Annotated in this window: 13 protein-coding genes and 1 tRNA gene; 3 read left to right on the top strand and 11 right to left on the bottom strand. The window is 40.3% G+C overall.

All coding sequences use genetic code 11. The annotated features are described in order from the left end of the window. Positions 1-6 precede the first annotated feature (6 nt). Together NK987_RS05340 and NK987_RS05335 are read left to right on the top strand one after the other, a co-directional pair. Complete coding sequence (locus NK987_RS05340; RefSeq protein ID WP_259263032.1) at positions 7-2475, top strand: bifunctional UDP-N-acetylmuramoyl-tripeptide:D-alanyl-D-alanine ligase/alanine racemase; 2469 nt, start codon at positions 7-9, stop codon at positions 2473-2475. 292 nt (positions 2476-2767) lie between these two features. Next, positions 2768-3823 (top strand): phosphohexose mutase family protein, encoded by a 1056-nt coding sequence (locus NK987_RS05335; protein ID WP_259263031.1) that lies wholly within the window; start codon positions 2768-2770, stop codon positions 3821-3823. On the opposite strand, the gene NK987_RS05330 is transcribed toward NK987_RS05335, so the two are convergent. The 9 genes from NK987_RS05330 to NK987_RS05290 form a co-directional block, all read right to left on the bottom strand. After that, positions 3824-5116 (bottom strand): MFS transporter, encoded by a 1293-nt coding sequence (locus NK987_RS05330; protein ID WP_259263030.1) that lies wholly within the window; start codon positions 5114-5116, stop codon positions 3824-3826. It lies immediately after the preceding gene. Positions 5117-5340: 224 nt separating this feature from the next. Then, entirely contained in the window at positions 5341-7866 is a 2526-nt protein-coding gene (locus NK987_RS05325) for a M14 family metallopeptidase (RefSeq protein ID WP_259263029.1), read from the bottom strand. A gap of 153 nt (positions 7867-8019) precedes the next feature. Next, a tRNA-Val gene (locus NK987_RS05320) sits at positions 8020-8094 on the bottom strand. A gap of 62 nt (positions 8095-8156) precedes the next feature. Further along, on the bottom strand, positions 8157-9767 hold the full coding sequence (locus NK987_RS05315; RefSeq protein ID WP_259263028.1) for an FHIPEP family type III secretion protein: 1611 nt from the start codon (positions 9765-9767) through the stop codon (positions 8157-8159). Positions 9768-9792: 25 nt separating this feature from the next. Continuing rightward, a complete protein-coding gene (locus tag NK987_RS05310; protein WP_259263027.1) occupies positions 9793-14802 on the bottom strand; it encodes an FHIPEP family type III secretion protein in 5010 nt (1669 codons plus the stop codon). 54 nt (positions 14803-14856) lie between these two features. Continuing rightward, positions 14857-15183, bottom strand: coding sequence for a hypothetical protein (locus tag NK987_RS05305; protein ID WP_259263026.1), 327 nt, complete (start codon positions 15181-15183; stop codon positions 14857-14859). An 11-nt stretch (positions 15184-15194) separates the two neighbouring features. Then, positions 15195-15662, bottom strand: a complete 468-nt coding sequence (locus NK987_RS05300) for a hypothetical protein (RefSeq protein WP_258424784.1) — start codon at positions 15660-15662, stop codon at positions 15195-15197. A gap of 123 nt (positions 15663-15785) precedes the next feature. Beyond that, entirely contained in the window at positions 15786-16403 is a 618-nt protein-coding gene (locus NK987_RS05295; RefSeq protein WP_259263025.1) for a methyltransferase domain-containing protein, read from the bottom strand. Continuing rightward, a complete protein-coding gene (locus NK987_RS05290) occupies positions 16393-17301 on the bottom strand; it encodes a patatin-like phospholipase family protein (RefSeq protein ID WP_259263024.1) in 909 nt (302 codons plus the stop codon). Before NK987_RS05290 ends, NK987_RS05295 begins: the two co-directional genes overlap by 11 nt. A 64-nt stretch (positions 17302-17365) precedes the next feature. Here NK987_RS05290 and NK987_RS05285 point away from each other — a divergent pair, with 64 nt between their 5' ends. Continuing rightward, positions 17366-17788 carry a VOC family protein gene (locus NK987_RS05285; RefSeq protein WP_258424781.1) on the top strand — a complete coding sequence of 141 codons (423 nt, stop codon included), beginning with the start codon at positions 17366-17368 and terminating at the stop codon, positions 17786-17788. Positions 17789-17827: 39 nt separating this feature from the next. On the opposite strand, the gene uvrA is transcribed toward NK987_RS05285, so the two are convergent. Both uvrA and NK987_RS05275 read right to left on the bottom strand, forming a co-directional pair. Beyond that, on the bottom strand, positions 17828-20644 hold the full coding sequence (gene uvrA, locus NK987_RS05280; protein ID WP_259263023.1) for an excinuclease ABC subunit UvrA: 2817 nt from the start codon (positions 20642-20644) through the stop codon (positions 17828-17830). A gap of 50 nt (positions 20645-20694) precedes the next feature. After that, entirely contained in the window at positions 20695-21279 is a 585-nt protein-coding gene (locus NK987_RS05275) for a YqaA family protein (protein WP_259263022.1), read from the bottom strand. Between the last annotated feature and the right edge of the window lie 38 nt (positions 21280-21317).

The following is a 21317-nucleotide window of genomic DNA, read 5'->3' as shown; positions in this document are numbered from 1 at the left end:
TATTCTATGATCCAATCTCTCACAACTCATCAAATAAGTGGATTGGTGGATGGTGAAGTGATTTCCCAATCCGGGCAAGGGCTTGTGGCTTGGATTTCCATTGATTCCCGAAATATCCTTGAACCGTCAAAAACACTTTTTGTAGCGCTCAAAGGGGCGAAGTTTGATGGACATGATTTTATCAAATCTGTATATGAGGAAGGAGTGAGAAGCTTTTTGATTCAGAAAGGAAACCCTGTTTTAGATAATTTGACTACAGACAGTACCTTCATTGTTGTGGATAACCCACATGAAGCTTTACAAAAGTTAGCAGCTTATGAGCGGTCCCTCTTTTCCGGTCCTCTAGTCGGAATCACGGGAAGCAATGGTAAAACCATTGTCAAAGAATGGCTTGGGCAGGTTTTGGGGCAGAAATTTGCTGTGGCAAAAAGTCCAAAAAGCTACAACAGTCAGGTTGGTGTACCTCTTTCGGTGTTCGGAATAGAGCAAAACCATCAGGTTGCTATCATGGAGGCGGGCATTTCCAAGCCTAGGGAAATGATGAAACTTGAAGCTATTCTCAGGCCTGAAATTGGGATTTTTACCAATATCGGAACTGCACACGAGGAGGGTTTTGAATCCCAAGATCAAAAATTGGCTGAGAAAGCTGTACTTTTTGAAAACAGCAAGTTTATTATCTACAGAAAGGAACATTCAAAAATTCATGATTTGCTTACTTCCAAATATGATTCAAACAGACTCATCTCTTGGTCAGATACGGCAGGAGCAGACTATACACTTTCAATCAAAAAGGAATCAGACCGATCCAAAATCCTGCTGATGAAGCCGGATTTGAGTGTTTTTACTTTTTCGGTGCCTTTTGCAGACCAAGCTTCTTTGGAAAATATCAGACATGTGATTGTGGCCTCTCTCTCTTTGGGGCTAGGTGAGGCATTGATTCAGGAAGGCCTTAACCATCTCAAGGCGGTCGAGATGCGGCTTACTTTAAAACCAGGAATCAATGACTGTCTGATTATCGACGATACCTATAACAATGATTTGGCCGGTTTGAGGTTGGCTTTGGACTTTATGGCTGCCCAAAGGCCAAAAAGAAGGAAAGTCATTGTCCTTTCTGACATGCTTCAGGTCGGAAATGCCGAATTCGTTTACGCAGAAGTTGGCGAACTTCTGAACTTCCACCAAATCGATTTCTTCATCGGGGTCGGGGAGAAAATAAAATTGGTCACCAATAGCTACCAAGGTAAATCCGTGTTTTTCCCAAATACGGATGCATTGATGTCCCATATTTCCCAAGAGGATTTTGATAATGACCTGATGTTGGTGACAGGGGCCAGAAAATTCGGATTTGAGGCGGTTGTCAATAGGCTGCAACAAAGGATACACGGGACAACATTGGAGATCAATCTTAATGCTTTGACCCATAACTACAATTTTTACAAAACCCAAATCTTGCCAAACACCAAAGTCATGGTCATGGTCAAGGCCTTTGCCTATGGTGGTGGGGCAGCCGAAATCGCCAACCACCTGCAGCAATTACGTGCAGATTACCTTGCTGTGGCCTATACTGACGAGGGAGTGGCACTCAGGGAAGAAGGCATCCGACTGCCGATTATGGTGCTCAATCCTGTTCAGGAGTCTTTTATCCACCTTGAAAAGTTTGATCTAGAACCTGTAGTGTACAGTCCTGATTTTTTTAGGCAGTTAGGTAAATTTTGCCAAAACAGGAATATCTCCATGAAGGTCCATTTGGACATGGATACGGGCATGCATAGGCTCGGTTTTGAACAGGAACATGTTCAAGAATTGATTTCAATGATCAAAAGTTATCCACAATTGATCATTGAGAGCATTTACACTCATCTAGTGGGTGCAGACGAGGAAATCCACAGGGATTTTTCATTGGCGCAGCTTCGCAGTTTTGTAGAAATGTGTGATACCATCAGCGGTACTTTGGATTATAAGCCTATGAGGCATGCACTCAATTCGGCAGGCATCATCCAATTTCCTGAATACCAAATGGATATGGTCAGGTTGGGAATCGGTCTCTATGGCGTCGAGGTGTCGGGGAAATTTGAAACCCATCTCAAGCCTATCAGTACGCTGAAAACCACCATTTCCCAAATCAAATCAATCCCCCAAGGTCAAACAATCGGATATAGCAGAAAGGGAAAAATGGATGAAGACGGTAAGATCGCAACCATCGCTTTGGGCTATGCAGATGGCTATGACAGGAGATTCAGCAACGGTAAAGGTTTTGTCTTGATCGATGGGAAAAAGGCGCCTGTCATCGGCAATGTCTGCATGGACATGACCATGATCAACATCACGGGAATCGAGGCCAATGAAGGGGATGAAGTAATTATCTATGGCCCCGGAATTTCCCTGAAAGAACTTTCTGAAAGGATCGGAACCATCCCTTATGAATTGCTCACCAATATCAGCAGCCGGGTAAAGCGTGTGTATTATCTTGATTGAGTGGATTTAGCCATAAATCATTTATCAAAACTTTGGGTCAATCAAAGCTAAATCAATTAATCCTTTTTTCTACAAGCCTGATTTGGTATCTTTACGTCATGTAAGCACTTGAAATTCAAATTTGATCTTGTAGGAAAGTCCACCTTTTATCAATTTTTTAACGCTTACCGGTACTCCTCCAACACCTATTGCCGCCATTGGATTTGCTGATTTTATTGCAAAAACTATGTTGAATGCCTAGTAATTGAAATAAATCTGAAATAGTAATTCCAACGTCTCAAAAAGAATAATCATGAATTTAGCATCAGTTCAAGAACTAACAGAAGAGCTTGTCGAAATGGATACAGCCAAAATCTTATTTGCCTCATTTGAAAAAATTGATCCAATTACAAACCTCTTAGACGATTCTGAGCTTGTCTATGATCAGATTCTGTTGGATGCTGGAAAAGAAAACCCCAATCCCGTTTTCAATTTCATGAACCTAAAACCTGCTATCGAGCAAGCGACCGACTTAGGGTATAACCTGATCATCGGTACGGATTTGACAAACGAAAGAGTGACTATAGCTGTCAAAAAGGATGAAAAAAGTGGATTTGTAATCCTCAACAGCCACCAATTGGCAGCAATTTTATTGAAAATCTGGAAAGATTCAGGGAAATATGAAGACATGGTTTGCCTAAAATCCATCCATACTTCGGACTTGATAGAAAATATGGCCATTAGATCAGGTTTGAAATTCCAAAGCGAAATCATTGAACCGGGAGATTTGAGAACAAAAATGGCGGAGGTTCAAAAGGTCTATGAAAATAGCCCAATCTGTGCTTTCAATATCGATCAACAGGTCTGCCATTCCGCTTTGGGCTTTTCCAAAATCATAGTGGAGATCGCCCAAAAAGAAAATCAATTGAAATCTTCAGGGCAAACTTTCTTTGATTACCTGATGGAAATCTACAATGAATTTGGCTTCTACAAGGAAAAAACCATTACGGTGGATTTAAATACAGATGCACAGCGGTCGCATTTACTTTCGATTATGGATAACCTCAGGAAGAATCCAAAATCCCTTGAATCTACTTTTCCTCTTAATAGTGTCACTGATTATAAGAAAGGAGTTAAATTCAATATCCTCACAGATAAAGTGAATTCCTTTGCGGGAAGTACGGACAACATCCTGAAAATCGAGTCTGCTAATAACCTTTCGGTGACTTTTGCTCCTTCCAAAACAAAAATGGTGTACTACATAAGCATCAAGGGAGGTTATATTTCCAAAGAAAAATATGTTATGAGAAACAAAGAGATGGATGCAGAAATCCTGCGGGTCATCCAGATGTTTAACAGAGGTCTCTGATCAAAAACGATCCCCAATCCTAAGGTTTGGGGATTTCCTTTTTTTGCCTGTTACTTTTTTGTATTTGTATTTCCACTTTGCCCATGAATGTTTGGGAACAGCCCTAAATGATTGGACCATAATCAAAACCTGAATTCCCAAAATCACAGGAAAAATCGTTTGGAATCCCCAACCCAAATCAAGAAAAATCCCAAACAATGCAGGTCCTATTGCCGAACTCAACACCATAATGGATGTAAAAAGACTCCTGACCGTGCCAATATAGGTTTGGCCAAAAAACTCCACCTGAAGGGCTGCAACAGTAGCGCTCCCAAAACCCACTGAAAAACCCATCAGGATATTGTAAACAAAAATTCCCCAGACATTGGGGATCATCCAAATGATCAACAAGGCGACCATTAGTGGGAAAAGATAAAATGGGAAGAAGGTCTTAGCCTTATACTTGTCAATCAGCGGACCCGAAAGCAGGATGCTCAAAAAACTAGCGACAGCATAGGAAGTAAGTCCCGCAGCAGCCAATCCTATATTCCAACCTTTGAAGTCAATGATGGCAAATTGGTAAAAGAAAAGTCCTGTAACTGCAAATGGGATAAAAAAGATATTTGGAGCCAAAAGCCAAAACGGCTTTGATTTCATGATGTCTCTTTGTCTGACACGGTCCACCTTTTTTTCATCTGAATCTGTAACCACCACCTCTCCCGACTCGCTTACCAAATGTTCAGGTTTCAAAACCAATAAGGTAAATACTGTTACTACCATACTGACCAAAGCCGCATTGAGCCAAAGAGATTCCCGCCACCCTATGTTCGCTATCACAATCAAGATAATCGCAGGCAAAACCGCCTGTCCCAAGGGATGCCCCAATGAAGCCAGGCTGATGGCTTTGCCCCTGTTTTCTTCAAAATACCGGGACATGGTGGTGATCGCGATATGGTTATAGAGTCCTTGACCTGCCAATCTCAATCCAAAAAAAGCAATAAGGATATACCACCAAGCCTGAGAAATACTTAGAAAAAACAAGGAAATGACAAAAGTCGCAGTGGTGGCCAAGGTGAATCTTGGTAGAGGAACGGAATCAATGAGTTTCCCTAATTTGGGTAAGGCAACCGCAGCACCGATGGTAGCAAGCCCATAAAAAGTACTCAACAATCCATTGGAAAGCTTGAATTCTTCCATCAAAAACGGGACATACATGGCCAACAAAAATGTCTGTCCAAAACTTGACAAGGCAGTCATGATGATTCCAAAAATCACCATCACGCGGTTTTTACGGACAAACTGAAGGTAGTTCAAGTTCAGAAGGTAGGTTTGGAGTGTTTAAGATCAGCTATTAACTTCCCATAAAGTCTTATAAAGTTACGTCAAATAATATCACTTCCTTACTAGACTGTTCTAGTATTTAATCCCAATTATTTTGGGAAACATATTAAACCGGGATAAAAAGCAAAACCCTGCTTTGTCTTCACAAAGCAGGGTTTTTCAATCTCGTTTCTCGCCTCTCGGCTCTTGTTTCAAAATCATTGTCCCACCAAGAATACAGCATTGGCTACCAAGAGCTTTCCTGATTCCCAAAACGCCCTGAACATCGGATTGTCGGCCATATAGACTATCTGACCACGACCTTGGTTTTCTACACCATAGACCATTGATTTTGGCATTTTTGGTTTGATTTTATTTCCTATGTAGCCAAATCTATAGGCAGCAGCATCGGGTATTATTCCCACATTGACACCGTTGTCAAGGTAAGCAAAGCGGGAACCGTTGTTTTTCAAAGTATAGAATTTGCCATCCATTCCAAATCCCAGCGGATGTGTCGGATCGATTTTCACCTGATAAATGGCTCCTGCGGCAGTGGTAGAAATTCCCATCCTTTCACGTTCCTGATAAGGTTCGAGTCTTTCCACATTCTGGATTTCCTTTTGTTCTTTTTCGGCAGCTTTTTTCTCCTCTTCGGTATCGTATTGGCTGAGGTCAAATCCGTTTTTGTCGGCAAAAGCATTCAGCGAATTTTCCATGGCGATCAATTTACCGCCTGCCCTGACCCAATCCATCACCTTTTTCATGTTGTTTTCGGAAAGGTAACTGCCCCAACTTGAAGGAAGGATGATCACATTGTATTTGCTCAGGTCAAATCTGCCAAGGCCATCCGCATCAAGGATGCTTACAGGGTAGTCGAGCTCCTGCTCAAAGAAATACCAAAGTTCACCGAAGTTCAAAGAAGAAGTACCTGCACCGCTCATGATGGCAATTTTTGGTGCTACTATGATTTTGACTTCCGAAGAACCAAAATCCCTTCCTTTGTCCACATAAGCAGAATTACTCCTGTCCAAAGCTATCTCGAACTTGTTAGCAATGTCAGTTACTTTCTTATCAAAGTCGGAAACATATTGGTTACCGTTTCGGTGGATGATCAAAGTCCCTATGGGATAGGACTTCCCGTTGATGTCAAAGGCTTTTTCTGCAAACCTCACCCTGATTTTGTGATTGATCAGAGCCGCCAAAAACTTGGCATGTTGTGTTGCATTCCAAGGGGCAAGGTATGCCAAAGGTGTTCCGTCTACCTTATTGGTTTCAAATGGCGTCTTTTCAAATTTCTTTCCTGCATCCAACCTTGTCTCCAAGGCATAAGCCTGCACGCCATAAGCATAAGGCAGAGCCCAACTAGTGATGTCATAGGTAATGCTGTCCTGCAGTTTGGCTTCAGGTTCAAACAATACCTGTGTCAAAACAGACTTCGATTGGTAAGCATTGACCACAATGTCTTTGTCTGTAGCGGCAAAAGTCGCAGCTTTACCGGTATTATAATCCAGACCTTTCAGACCTGAGGCCGCTTTGGCATAGCCATATTGGATTTTATTTTTGTCAAGCAAGGCCAAAAGCGTCTTGACACGCTCCGGTTTTTGGTCACCTTTGATTACAAAGCTTTTGTATTTGGCTTTTGGATTGCTACTGCTTGTTTTGAAGTAATTGGCAAATTCATCTGCAAGCCTTTCCGCATTTTGTGAGGTAACCTCCACAGCGGAAATTCCTGCCGTATGCTGATGCTCGATTCTTTCTCTCAAGGTTACTGTATCACCGAGGGCATTGAGCATTCCCAATCCTGCGCGGCCAGAACCTCCCTTTTCGATGGTCATTCCGATTGCTCCATTGTACATGGGATAGGTATCTCCATAAGAAGGATAGAGCAAATCAAACCGTTCTTTGGTAAAATACATCCAACCATGCTCATCAAATTTTTTGGCTGTATTCTTTCCATAGATGACCTGAAATTCATTTTGAAAAGGGGAAACTTGATCGTGGACCGGCTGTGCTGCAGGGGCAAAATAAAACGGATCATTGATCCCCTGCTCATGATAATCCACAAAAAGATGCGGCATCCAATCGTGGTACAATTTCAGTCTTTGCTGCGTTTCTTGTTGGGTCTGCCAAGCCCAATCCCTGTTGAGGTCCAGGAGGTAATGGTTTGGGCGTCCGCCTGGCCAAGGTTCTGAATGTTCCATGGACTGTGGATCAGGTTGAAGCCTGTTGTTTTGTTTTTGGTTATACCAAACTGTATACCTGTCTTTCCCATCCGGATTGGCGCAGGGATCGAGGATCAGTACTTGGTTTTTCAACCATTCTTTGGATTGGGTATTTTTTGGATCTGCTATTTGCCAAAAAGTCATCATGGCGGCTTCTGTTGCCACTGCTTCATTGCCATGGACATTGTATTGCATCCAATTCAGGGCAACTTTGGTGGAAGGTGTACCCTCCAAAACCCCGGTCCTGCGAAGGTTATCTTTGCGGATATCTTCCAGTTTACCCATATTATCAGGAGTGGAAACCATGGCAACAAAGAGCGGTCTGTGCTCATAAGTTTCACCATAATAAACCAGCTTAACATTGGGTAGCGTAGCTGCCAAATGCTCAAAATAGGCCACAACACGGTGGTGGGGCGTAAATCGATCACCCAATTTGTACCCAAGGAATTCTTCAGGGCTTTTTTGGGCAAATGCGGAGAAGGTCAGGAAAAGGACCAATACCAAAGCGTAAATTTTTCTCATAAAGGAATATTTGAATGTAATGGGCGGTAAGATAAGGGGAATTGCAAAACCCTGCAAAAGAATTGGATTGAAGGAACAAAGATTGGGGGATAGCTAGTGAAATAAGGGGGAATAACAGTAAAATAATCAATGCTAATTCAGCAATAAAAAAAGTGGGACCTAAGGGATTCGAACCCATGACCTCTGCTCTGTCAAAGCAGCGCTCTAAACCAACTGAGCTAAGATCCCGATTTGAGGCTGCTAAAATCAGTAATGATTTTGGGATTTCAAAATCCTGTTTTGATATCTTATCAAAGTAGGGTGATTCTAGAAATAGCTTGGATATTTAGTTCAGGTGAAAGCTCCTGATAAGCTAACACTTCCAAGCCTGGAAATTCCAATTTGATCAGGTCTTGTATTTTTCTCCTGATTTCTACCATCGTCAGAATACATGGTAAATTATTGGGATCATGGTAATGAGAAAGCTCAGAATTGATGGCATAAAAAATATCATCCTTATCCGCCTCATTTAATTCATCCTTCAAAAATTTATCTTCTACAGTCGGGTCAAGTAAATACGCAAGTAAGGTATTGTTTCCCTTAGATAACTTATTTGACAAATATCTTTTTGATTTTACCCTGATGGCATCGGCATAATCACTCGAAGTATATGTTTTGGAATTGAGGCTGGAAAGTATTGGGTTGAACTGATAAGGAATAAAAGTGATGTATTTTGCAGAATCCACCAAAATGGGCTGGTCTATTGAAATATAGGTTTCAAGTATCTCAATATAGTTCCTTACCGAAATCTGGTCTTCCAACAAATTCCTAATGGTTTTTACCAAAAACAAAAGGGAGGATTTTTTTAAAACTGCCTGTACAAGATTAGGATATGTTTGCCTTAAATTTTCGATTTCATAATCCTGCAATTCCATATTCCATAATGCAGAAATATTTTTTCTAATTATGGCACTGACCATTAGGATCACATAACCCGCCCAATCCCAAGTCATATACCCTTTGCTTTCAAGCATTTGTTGCAATCCGCCATTATCAGTGACCAAGCTCAAAGTCCTATTATTTGCAGGATTTAGGATCGGAATTCCTTCTAATTGGTATTTGGTCAATTCATCAAGAGGAATATCCGAGACTACATCTTGTTCTCCGATAGTCTTCGAAGGAGGAAATCGAAAGTCATTGATTTGAAGACAGAAATGATTATGAGGTATGGCTGTGTCCCACACTATTTCAATCTTTGGGATGCGTACTCCTAACTCAAAAAACAAGCCATCTTGCATCAAAGGTCCCATCTCATTAAACCTCATTCTTTGCTTATTCTTTTTATTTTTTATTACCTCGGGTAAAAATAATTTGAGTTTCAAGAAACGTAAATCATTGGAGATATGCTCATAAATTTCTTCACCATTTTCCATTAAAATGACATTGTTCTTGGACTCTATGGGTTCCAAGCCTTTTCTTATGGAAAAAAAATACCTGACAAAAGACCGTAGGTAATTTTTGAATTCCATTCTTGAAAGATTTGGAAACTTGTTCTCCAGCCGATACTGTCCAATACTCTTTCGAATTTCATCAGAAATTTCAGAAGAGATGAAACTTTCCCGGTTTTGAAAAAGTATTTTGGGTACTTCGGATTTCAAAAAATCAGAATCTATATCAGTTATATTTCGAAACCCATAAGAAAACCTACAATCCAATTCGTTGATTCTGATGATAAGGGATTCCGACTGGTCCTTTATTTTTCTCAATTCCAGTTTAACAGGTGCCTCAATTCCCATATCTTCAGAAATTTGCAAACAGACCCTTTCAAAGTACCCCTCCAATTCACTGATACCAGTCTTGTGAATCTCCTTGGAGACATCAGGATTTAGGAGCAATTCAATTTTTATAGAAGATTCGGCCATAGTCAGATGGGTTTAAAACAAAAAATTAATCTTTGAATTCTATGACTTTAGAAGGTTCAGCTACATAATCCCCGATGATTTCCCTTTGGGACATGACCAACAAATCAGGAAATTCTAGCTCTATTAGCTTTTTCAAATGAATCCTGATTTTGTGGTCGGTTACGATGATGATTTTAGGATTTTGATCCAAAACACCATCCCTGAAACTCAGCAATAAATTTTGACAAAGCTGGGGTTCGAGCGCGAGGTAATGGAATTTGCCTGTGAATTTGAGATTCTCTTTCAATACTTCTTCGAACCTTGGACCCAGCCAACTTGCTGTCTCCATTAAATCATTGCCCGGAAGTCTTTTCTTTATGGAATTTTTGATCCTTAATGATTCAATTATTTCCTCCAAAGAGGATTTTTCAAATTGTTTTAAGAAAAATTCTGCGATTTCATTAAAATCCAGAATTGGTACACGCTCGACAAGCAATGCTTTGCATACTTCATTCAATCCAATTAGCTGATCAGGAGAATTTACAATTGCTTTGATTTCTTGGTTTGGGTTGAATTCACATTTGATGCTGATGTCTTCCAGAATTATCAGGTCACCAAAATTCCTGATGAAAACGTATTCAAGATAAAGGAAAAGGTATTCTATTGGGTCAAGGAAATTCATGGCAGAATTTTCTTGAATTTCACTTTTGGGAATCCAAAATGATTTCCCGTTTTGCAAAGGATTGAATGCCTCAATTTTATCCTGGTAATTGCCGATTTCCTCCTCTTTTAAGATTCCGCAAAGTCTATCAGGATAAATGAAATTTTTTACCAAGGGTATTTCATTGACACTTATCATGATGGTGGTTTCAGGATGTAGGTAAATATTTGGCCTAAATAGAACTCCCGGAATCCTTACCCCATACCGATTTTCAATTTTATTCCTCAATTCCTTTAATTTCTGAGTGACCTCTTCCTGCAATTCAATCCCTGATTTTTTCATGATCAGCATATCCAAGTCAGGATGGTATTCCACTAAAATCGGGGTTACCACTGGGACCAATTTCAAGGGGCCGTTGCCAATAGAATCCATAAGTTTCAATCTCCTCCTAAATTGATTCAGTTTAGGTCGGTAATTTTCTAAGCTCCCATCCAAAGTAATCGCCCTTTGAAGCGCATTTATATTTTCATTGATGGAATTTGGGTATTCATTAAGGTTTCTTTTTTCTAGCCCCAATGACAAATTGTGGAAATACGAACTTTGGGATCCGTCCAATTCTATAGCGTTCTTCCAGTTATCAATAGCATCTTCAAATTCTGAATTTGAATAATACTGATTTCCAGCCCTATTGATTGATTTTGCCAACTCACTTTCCAAAACACTTTTGTATGAATATTTCTTGTCCATTTTAATTGCTTCCCGTAAGGAAAATACGGCTTCTTTCCAGCTGAGTTTATAAAAATTAGCAGTACTGAGGTTTACGTGGCATTCCGGTCTAGAATCATCCAAAGCAATTGCTTCATTAAAAAATAACATGGACTTGTTTAAGAATTCATCTCCCCGGGCTGTGATATAAAATCTCAAATAGACATTTCCCAAAATATTTTTAATAACCGAAGCTGATTTGAAAGAGTATTTGGAAACAACTTCCTGAATTTCTGATTCATGCCTGTTTTCATTGTAATAAAAATACCAGAACAAACTTAGGAAGCTTCCGTTTTCGGTATTCTTCCATATGCGAACAATTGAAAGAATTTCACGACGGTTGATTTCGAAATCCTGAAACAATTTTTCAACAGATTTGGAGATATTTTTATTTGATCCTGAATGGCTTCCAAATACTTTATTCAATTCCATGAAAACAGCAATCAGTTTTTTATCCAAATCAATCCCGGACCCATTGTGGGATGGTAAGCTTTCTTCGGGTGTCGCTATTTTGGTCTGTAATCCCTGACGATGGTTTTGGAGAAAATTCACTGTGGAATCCATGATAAAAAATTTTCCAGAGTCAAATCCAAAGGATTTCTCCCGCTCCCAGATTTGCATTAAGTCTTTAATATCCTCACTGGATATTTTTGATTCCATGGAGAAATTATTGGATAAGGTCTCAAGCTGGTCTAATAATCTGAAAAAGATTTTTTTAACAATAGCGGCGTTTAAGGATAAAATAATGTTGTGATTTTGGGGAGTGATTGCCAAAAGTCTGTGGCAAAGCGCAATGACATTATCCTGGCTTTTTTCAAGATATGATCCCGAAAGTACATTGATGAGGGATTCAATTACCAAAAAATCATCTTCGATAAGTTGTTCTGAAGGTAGATTTACAAAGTAATCCACCAGCAGATTATCATCATCCACCATTAAAGAAGATAATCGGCTGTGTTTCTTTATAGTTTCTTTGGCTTCTTGAAATATTAATTTGGCTTCTTTTTCAAATTTTTCTTTTTCTTGATAATGCTTAAATGTCTCTTCTGACAGGGTTTTGATTTCGCTTTTGAGATTCGCTTTTTTTATTGACAGATTGACTTTGTCTTCTTCCAATTTTTTGGATTCTGAGGATTGATCCAAATCAATCCTTTCCATCCTTAAATCTGAAATCCTATTGATATCTGATCCCTGATCTATTGAAACTGTTGCCGCTCTTTTTTTAGGGTTTCTTTCCTTTTCGGAAATTTCATTTAATTCTTTTTCAATTTTGTCAATTTCAGCTTCGGCTTGTTTTGTTCGATACTCCGAGTCGTCAATGGCTTTTTGGAGCTTTATTAGCTTTTCTGAAGCTGCTGAAGTAATATATGGCGCAGATTTGATAGCCAACATCTTCCAATGCGGTGCTATCAATTTGGCGTTTTCATAGCAAAGTTTTATTTTTTCCCACTCTCCCAACCAATCAAATACATTGATCAAGTTGGACCACACAGCTGCTATTTCAGGAGAAAGGTTCTCGGCTTTTTCGTACAATTCTTTGGCTTTGAGTAACATCAACTGATCCCCAAAATGATGAAAATACCTAAGGTAGGCATTGCCAAGGTCGTTCAAAACAAAGGCTTCAGACGTTTTGAATGCATTTTCAGGAATTAATTTTTGGTCAGAGCTGTCCGATTCTTCTTTAAAAGCTTTAAGATGGGAGGAAACTGTTTTCCCAAATTTTTCATATCTCAGCAGCATTTCAGAACTGATGGAATCATAATCTGAGTTGTGGGATCCGCCATATTCTGAGAGGCTAAAAGAGCCTAATGAAGGATCAGTAGCGATAGCTTCCAGAAACTTTGCCCTACAGAGCATAAAGTCACCCTCCTCAGCAGCAATTCGAGCAAGCCTATAATTGAGCTCACCGATAAAAGTCTGGGAGGTAATCGCTTTGATGTCTATCGCTTCAATCAGGATTTTTCTGGCTTTTTCATTTTCACCGGCAAGCCAAAGAAGGTTTGCGGCAGCACCCAAAGAAGCTATATTTCCTGCATTGATTTCTATTACCCTTTCAAAAGCCTGAATCACGCGCTTAGACCTGTCAAGGGTGATTTCTCCCCTGCGTCTAAAATTGAAATCCAGTTGATTGGCCAAAAACCAATGCGACATCTGAAAATTCCTGTCCAGGTCTATAGCGTTTTGAAAGTAGATCAACTTCATATTGGAATCAGATTCCAAGAGACCTTTGACCAACTGATACATTGGATTTATAGAAGTCCTATTGGGTCCAATTGCTTCGACCCACTCTAGATGTGCCTTTGCTTTATCCAGGGAGTTCAAAAAACAAGATGCCATAGAAGCAACCAAGTGCGCTTCTAAAAGCACTTCTGAATGTTTTTGAAATATATTAGAAACTCTTCTATTCTGTTGTTTTCCGAATTCGAGACTTCGGCGAAGAAATTCAAGTTTGGTTCGCTCCTTGACTTGTCCATCGCGCTGATATAGTTCAGTGATATTTTCGATTACAGGTTCAAGGAGTTCAGGAAGGGAAAAAATGGGGTTTCTTTTTCGTCCTGATTGGCCTGCAAGAGAATTTCGGTAAATCCTGCATTTGCAATATCCGATAACTGCCATTGCCCTTGCATGCCTGAAATCAATGTGGTGGATGATAGAATTCCATCTCAACCTCAAAAACCTCCTAAACCAATGGGAAGGTATCCCGATTATTGCATATAAATCTAAAGCCTCCTTGAATAGACCGATGGCTTTTTCATATCCATCAATTGTATTGGACTTTGCAAAATCATCTGCTTCAAAGTACAAAGCCTGAGCTTTGAGAAAATCTGTAGGAAAAAGTTTGATCTTTTCCTTTACATCTTCCTCTATCCTAGCATAAATCTCTGTTGAAACCCTGGAATAAACCCTCTCCAAAATCTGTTTGTATTCAGATGGACTAAGGTCAGGGTCAATATCTCCTTTTTCTGCGATTCTGAATCTTACTGGACTTGCCAAAGTAGAAGGAGCATCTTCAGGTCCTATCCTGACCATGGGGCTGACCTGGACAAATAAGTTCCCTTCCAAATCCTCCCTAAGTGCAAATGAACCATGAACATGGATATGTGAGGACTTTCTATTTCTAGAAGAAAGTTTTTCTGATACACCGGAATTACTTTCTTTTACTAAGATTGAAAACCTTCTGATCCTTTCATTGAGCATTTCCATCAGGTCTCTGTGGAGGTAAAGGCTCAATTGGTCGGCACCTTTGCAAAGCGAAGCTACCTTAAGCTCGGAATCAAAATATTGAAATCCCTCAATCCAAAATGTATATCTAAACGGCTCTTTGGATTCCTGAAGCAACAAGCCTGTATACCTGGCCAAGAAAAAATAGATAGCCGAAAATAAAAAAAGCACTAGGAAAACCACTTGGTAAGGACTAGAGAAAGAATCCAAAAAATCTTTCCATTGTAATCCGATTGCAAATAGCTCTTGGCCCTTTTCTAAAAGCAAAAAAACCACCTGTAAAACCGCAAGTATAATCGTGAGAAAACCCGCTACCGAACTGGTTTTTTTGCGACGTATGAGAGAAGACTCCATGTCTTCTATTTGTGAAAGCTGCTCAGAGGATAAGAAAAGGTCTTTTAAAGCCATGTATTCTAAAAATCAGATTTGCGAAAAATAAAATCTCAATTTTGATTGACTGTATCAAGTTGCCACGGTTATAGCCGCTTTTACTGCATTTTGAAAAATGTCTATGGCAGCATTGGCAGCTTTTTGTGCTATGGCTTTCGAAATCACAGCAATGGCATGAAACTCCGCCTCGGCAATCAGTTTTTCATCCTCCATGCGAGAGTCAAATCTTGCTTGGGATATCTCTTTATTGATCAACAGATCAGCTAATAAAGTATAGCGTTCCTTGCGGTTTTGAAGAAAATTATTGGCAGGAGTTTTTACTTCATCCCAGTTTTCGGCCACATTTTGCTTGATGGCATCTGTCATCTGAAACAGGACTTCATTGATATCAAAGTTCATTTTCTAAGAGGTTAATTTGGTGGATTATCAGCTATTGCTTTTCCTTTTTCGGCAATCAGCATAGCATACATGAGGTCATTCATGGCCAGCATGTTTAATTTGATCAAGCCATCAGGGATGGCATCGTCTTCCTTGTGTTCCTGTTTGTATTTTCTCCAGATTTGCAATGTGATCTCACATATCCGAGTGGAGTGGGTATTAAGTGGCCTTACCTTATTCTTATTTAGAAGGGAAAGCAATTCAACTTCAATATTGATATATCCCTCCCTGAATTGGTCATAAGCCCGCCCACCTTCCGCATTGGAAGTCATGTCCATCATATTCAGGTAAAACCTGTCAATCTCTTTGGAAGTACTTTCAATCTGTTCTTTGAGTTGTGCATCATAACTTGGGACAAGTGTGATTTTACAACCTGAAATTCCAAAAAATAAGCCCAAGAAAAATAAGGCTAAGGATCTATTTAGAAGTACTGTTTTCATAAGATTACAAAATATAGGAGCTTTTTGTATTACACAATCTCTTTCCAATATGGTCAGCTAAAGCCAAAATGACCATCAAATAAATATATGAAAATCAACAGATTAAAAAAAACAAAAACTTGATCAACCTTTTTCCCAAACGAAAACCCCCATTGCCCTTTGGCCATGTACCAAAACACTCTTGGCAGGTTCTATGTATTGGAGTTTGTATTTTGAAACAATCTCTTTTTCCAATGAATCAGTCAAAAGAAACCGCTCCGATCCATCCGGTAACAAATAAACCCCATCTCCTAAATGCGGAGATTTTTCCTGCATTTCTCCCTGGCCTGTAGTCATTCTCAAGAAAAAAATGCCTCCGGGCTTCAATACACTCATCATGTCATCCATCATTGTCAAAAAATGGGTTTCACTTGTGGCAAAATGCATCACTGCTGAACTGATGACAACATCAAATGCTCCTTTATGAAATGGCATGTTCCCTACCAAAGATGTCTGAAACCTGAAAACATCATAGTCCTTCTGTATGGTCTGGGCATAGATCCGCGCCATTTGGATGGCAATAGGATTACTGTCTACACCAAATATTTGGTAGCCCCCCTGCAGAAAATAGATCGTGTTTCTACCCTCTCCGCAACCTGCATCGAGGATCTTCATTTCCTTTGTAAATCTCCCTTTCAGAATTTGGTCAAGCAGATAGATGTCAATATTGCCGAGAAGTCGGTTGAGGGAATTAATGTCCATTTTCGTATTTTTCTATGGCTGCAAAGGCCTTTTGTCTTCCGATTTCAATCAATTCGGCTGCCCTGTGAAATTCCAGAGTTCCTGCCTGGGTTCGTGAAATTTCAACAATTATATCTACTTGGTGTCTTTCTAATACCAACTCCGAAAGTTTGTCCTGGAGAAGATCAAAAGAATAATTGAGCAGGTCTAAGGAACTCATTCCTTTAATTTTTTCCTCTTTCTCATTGGAAGAAAAATAGGTGGAAAACTTTTGCCGGTATTCTGTCAGCCAATTGGGAAGCTTAACTTTAGAATTTTCACTTTCTTTCTTTTCTTTTTCTTTTAAATTTTCCACAAAAGCAGTTTTGGGACCGTTCAAATCAACTGCAAAAACCAAGTCAGCAATCTTCTCCTTGGGAATCAGATTCAATGGAATCGGATTCAAAATACTTCCATCGATGAATTCTTTACCATGGATTTTTGCGGGAGTAAAAGCCGTCGGAATCGATGCTGAAGCACGGATAGCTGCATACATGCTTCCCTTTCGGAAAACATGTTCTTTACCTGTGGGAATTTCTACAGCGGTACAAACAAAAGGAATGTCCAATTCCTCTATCAATCTGTCTTCAATGATTTTTTTGAGTGCAGCAAAAACTTTGTCTCCCTTGATAAACCCTTTGCTTGAAAGTGTAAAATCCATCAAGGAGAATACATCTATTCGGTCAAGGTTACATATCCAATCTTTGAATTTGGGAAGATTGCCACTTGCATGCATGCCTCCGATCAGGGCCCCGGCAGAGCAGCCTGCTATTGACGCAATTTCATATCCGGATTCTTCAAGCGCCTCAATGACTCCGATATGTGCCATTCCTCTTGCTCCGCCACTTGATAGTACCAATGAAACTGTTTTTTTGCTCATGGTTTAAATAAATTATGAAAAATGAATGCTACTTTTCTATTTCGAAAAACGAAATTAAGCAATTATGGGTCAATTCAAGCCTTTTCACCTTGCATTTCCTATCAGAGACATCGAGGAAACGCGTCAGTTTTATGGAGATTTATTGGGCTGTGACATCGGCAGAAGTACAGACAAGTGGATAGATTTCAATTTCTTTGGACATCAGCTTTCGGCGCACATCAAGCCTGAAGAACTTACCCTTGCTAAAGCCAATGAAGTGGATGGAAAAAATGTGCCGGTGAGGCATTTTGGAGTAATCCTTCCTTGGGAGGAATGGCATTCACTCGCAAACAAGCTTCGGGATTACAGGATCGAATTTGTGATTGAACCTTATATCAGGTTCAAAGGGGAAATTGGCGAGCAGGCTACCATGTTCTTCTTGGATCCCTGCGGCAATGCTTTGGAGTTCAAATCCTTTCAGGACGAAAGTCAGATCTTTGCCAAATAAATTTATCATCCTGTGGCACAAAACCACAGGATGACATTTTTAGATAAATGATTCTCTCAGGTACTTACCTGTATAGTTATCTTCCGTTTCCATTAGGGCTTCCGGCGTTCCCTCAAAGGTTACGAAACCTCCTTTTTCTCCCCCTTCAGGTCCCAAATCAATCACCCAATCAGCCGCTTTGATCACCTCGGTATTGTGCTCGATGATGATGACCGAATGTCCTTGATCTATCAAAGCATTGATAGAATGGAGCAACTTTCTGATGTCATGAAAGTGAAGTCCTGTCGTAGGTTCATCAAAAATAAACAAGATGTGATCGCCAGGTTTGGTACCTCCTTTTCCCAAGAATGAAGCGAGTTTTACCCTTTGGGCTTCACCTCCGGAAAGCGTGTTGGATGATTGTCCCATTCCTATATACCCCAATCCCACTTCCTGCAGCGGTTGGAGTTTGTTGATGATTTGGGTTTTCCCTTTGAAAAATTCCATGGCCTCATCGATCGTCATATCCAGCACATCAGCGATGTCTTTTTCCTGGTATTTGATGTCAAGGATTTCATTTTTGAATCTCTTGCCATGGCAAGATTCGCAGGTTAAGTGGATGTCCGCCATAAACTGCATCTCGACAGTCACGGTTCCTTCGCCCTGACAGGCTTCGCACCTTCCTCCATCTACATTGAAAGAGAAAAATGCCGGCTTATATCCTCTTTGCTTTGCCAAAGTCTGATCTGAGTACAAGGTCCTGATGGCATCGTAGGCTTTCACATAGGTGACAGGATTGGATCGAGAGGATTTTCCTATAGGGTTCTGATCTACAAATTCTATCTGCGTGATTTTTTTATAGCTTCCGTCTAATTTGTCAAACTTTCCTGTTTCGTCAATGACGGTTCCGAGAGTTTTGCCCAAAGCCGGGTACAATACTTTTTTGATCAAAGTGGATTTTCCTGAACCACTGACTCCGGTGACACAGGTCAGGGTGTTCAATGGGAATTTGACAGTCAGGTTTTTGAGGTTGTTTTCCCTTGCCCCTTTGACGATAATCGTATCCCTGAACTTTCGGTTCTGGGCCTTATTTTGGATTTTTTCTTCGCCTTTCAAATAGCGGGCGGTATAGGTATTTCCCTTGATCATCAGTTCGGAAAGATCTCCCTGAAAGACCAACTCCCCACCCAAAACACCTGCATCCGGACCGATATCGATGATTTGATCAGCTGCTTTCATTACCTTTTCTTCATGCTCCACCACGATCACGGTATTGCCCATATCTCTGAGGGCTTTTAACACCTCAATCAACCTGTCAGTATCCCTTGGGTGGAGGCCGATACTTGGTTCGTCAAGGATATACATCGAGCCAACCAATGCCGAACCTAACGAAGTCGCCAATTTGATCCTTTGGTATTCCCCACCTGAAAGTGAGGAAGTGAGACGGTTTAATGTCAGATACCCCAACCCTACTTTATCAATATATTCCAACCTGTTTAGAATTTCCTTGAGGAGACGGTTTGCTACTTTATGTTCTGCCTCGGTCAACTCAATATGTTTGAAAAAGTCAAACGCCTTTTCAATTGGTAAAAGGACAATATCTGTGATCGACTTTCCATTGATTTTGACATAGGAGGCATCTTTTCTCAATCTCGTCCCCCTACAATCCGGACAGGTTGTTTTGCCCCTGAACCTGGAAAGCATGACACGGTATTGAATTTTATGTGTTTTGGTTTCAAGGTCAGCAAAAAAGTCATTGAGACCTTGGAAGTAGGAATTCCCTGTCCAAATAAGTTCTTTTTGCGCTTCATCCAAATCTTCGTATGCCCTATGAATCGGAAAATCGAAGTAGATTCCCTTTTTGATCAATGGCTCAAGCCACTTGCCTGAACTTTCTCCACGCCAAGGGGCGATGGCCCCTTCATAGACGGAGAGGCTTTTGTCAGGGATGATCAGATCCGGATCAAGTCCTAGTACTGACCCAAATCCCTCACATCTTTTGCAGGCCCCGTAGGGATTGTTGAAGCTGAAAAAGTTGACTGATGGGAGTTCAAAACTCATCCCATCCAATTCAAAACGATCGGTGAATGTTTTCTTTTCCTTACCGGGAATGGTAATCAAACACTCACCGTGGCCTTCATAAAAAGCTGTTTGCACCGAATCCGCAATTCTAAAGTGGTTGTCTTCATCATCTTTCTGGATAGAAATCCGGTCTATCAAAATCTGGTAACTTCCCTTAGGGAGTGAGGGAGCACTTACCAAATCTTCGACAAAGTAGGCATCTCCATCTACCAAAACCCTCGTAAATCCTTTTTGAAGCAGCAGCTCCATCTCTTTAAGCATCGTCCGGCCATTCATCTGCTGCAGCGGACAGGAGATCATTACTTTTTCTCCTTCTTCAAAAGTGTGGATAAAATCCACCACGTCTGTGACGGTGTGGTGCTTCACCTCATCTCCGCTGACAGGAGAAATTGTTTTGCCGATTCTGCTAGAGAGCAACTTGAGGTAATCATATATTTCGGTTGTCGTCCCCACTGTTGACCGGGGATTTTTGGTACTTGCTTTTTGTTGGATGGCTATGGCCGGGGAGACACCTTTGATGTATTCGACATCGGGTTTTTCCATTCTGCCAAGGAATTGACGCGCATAGGAACTCAGACTTTCTACATACATCCTTTGGCCTTCGGCAAACAATGTGTCAAATGCGAGAGAGGATTTGCCTGAACCTGAAAGTCCGGTAATTACCACAAGTTTGTTTCTCGGGATGGCTACACTCAGGCTTTTGAGGTTGTTGACCTTGGCATTTTTGATGATGATGTATTCCTTGGGATCAAGGTTTTCTATGGAAGGAGATTGAAATTCGGTGCTTACACTCATAAATGCAAAGTTACCCAAACAACAGCTCAAAAGGTAATTTGTTGGAAAGTTTACATCTCAATCTTCCAAAGTATATAAGCGTAAACAAAATACCTCAATATCCTGAAAAGGCTATAGAGGAGGTAAATTGTTTTGTTCAATCCACCGGCTCCTGCGAGCAAGGCAACAGCCGAAAAAGGAATCGGGGTGACGGAAGCCACGATTACCAAATAGCTTCCATATTGGTTGAACATTTCTTTGTATTTTATGAGGTATTTGTTTTTGCCGTTTAGCCATTTTGAATTTTCTTTGAGCATTTTTCCCAAAGTAAAGTTTAAAAATCCCGCGCCATAAGAGATAAGAGAAAGTGTACCTATACTCAGAAAATAAGGGCCTAGAAACCCTGTTTCCATAGACCACAGCATAAAAATCTCGGGTGGAATGATGCCGAAAATTACTTCTGACCCAATAAAAACTGTCAATACCAGATAGGGGTTATTGTAGATTGATCCAAACCACACCATCCTGTCCTCCTCAGAGGTACCACTTCTCAGGAGGTAAAAAACCAAAATCAAAATTGCCAAAAAGAAAAAACCTTTCAGGATGTTCCTGATGAGGAAATTTGTCCTTTCATTTGAAAACTTAATCCAACTCATTGTTGCTTTACTTCAATTTCAAATAAAGATAAAAATGA

Origin of the sequence: Aquiflexum gelatinilyticum, assembly GCF_024813435.1 — a bacterium.
Lineage (GTDB): Bacteria > Bacteroidota > Bacteroidia > Cytophagales > Cyclobacteriaceae > Cognataquiflexum > Cognataquiflexum gelatinilyticum.
The sequence above is the reverse complement of the archived record's forward strand: the minus strand, read 5'-3'. Positions and strand labels throughout refer to the sequence as shown.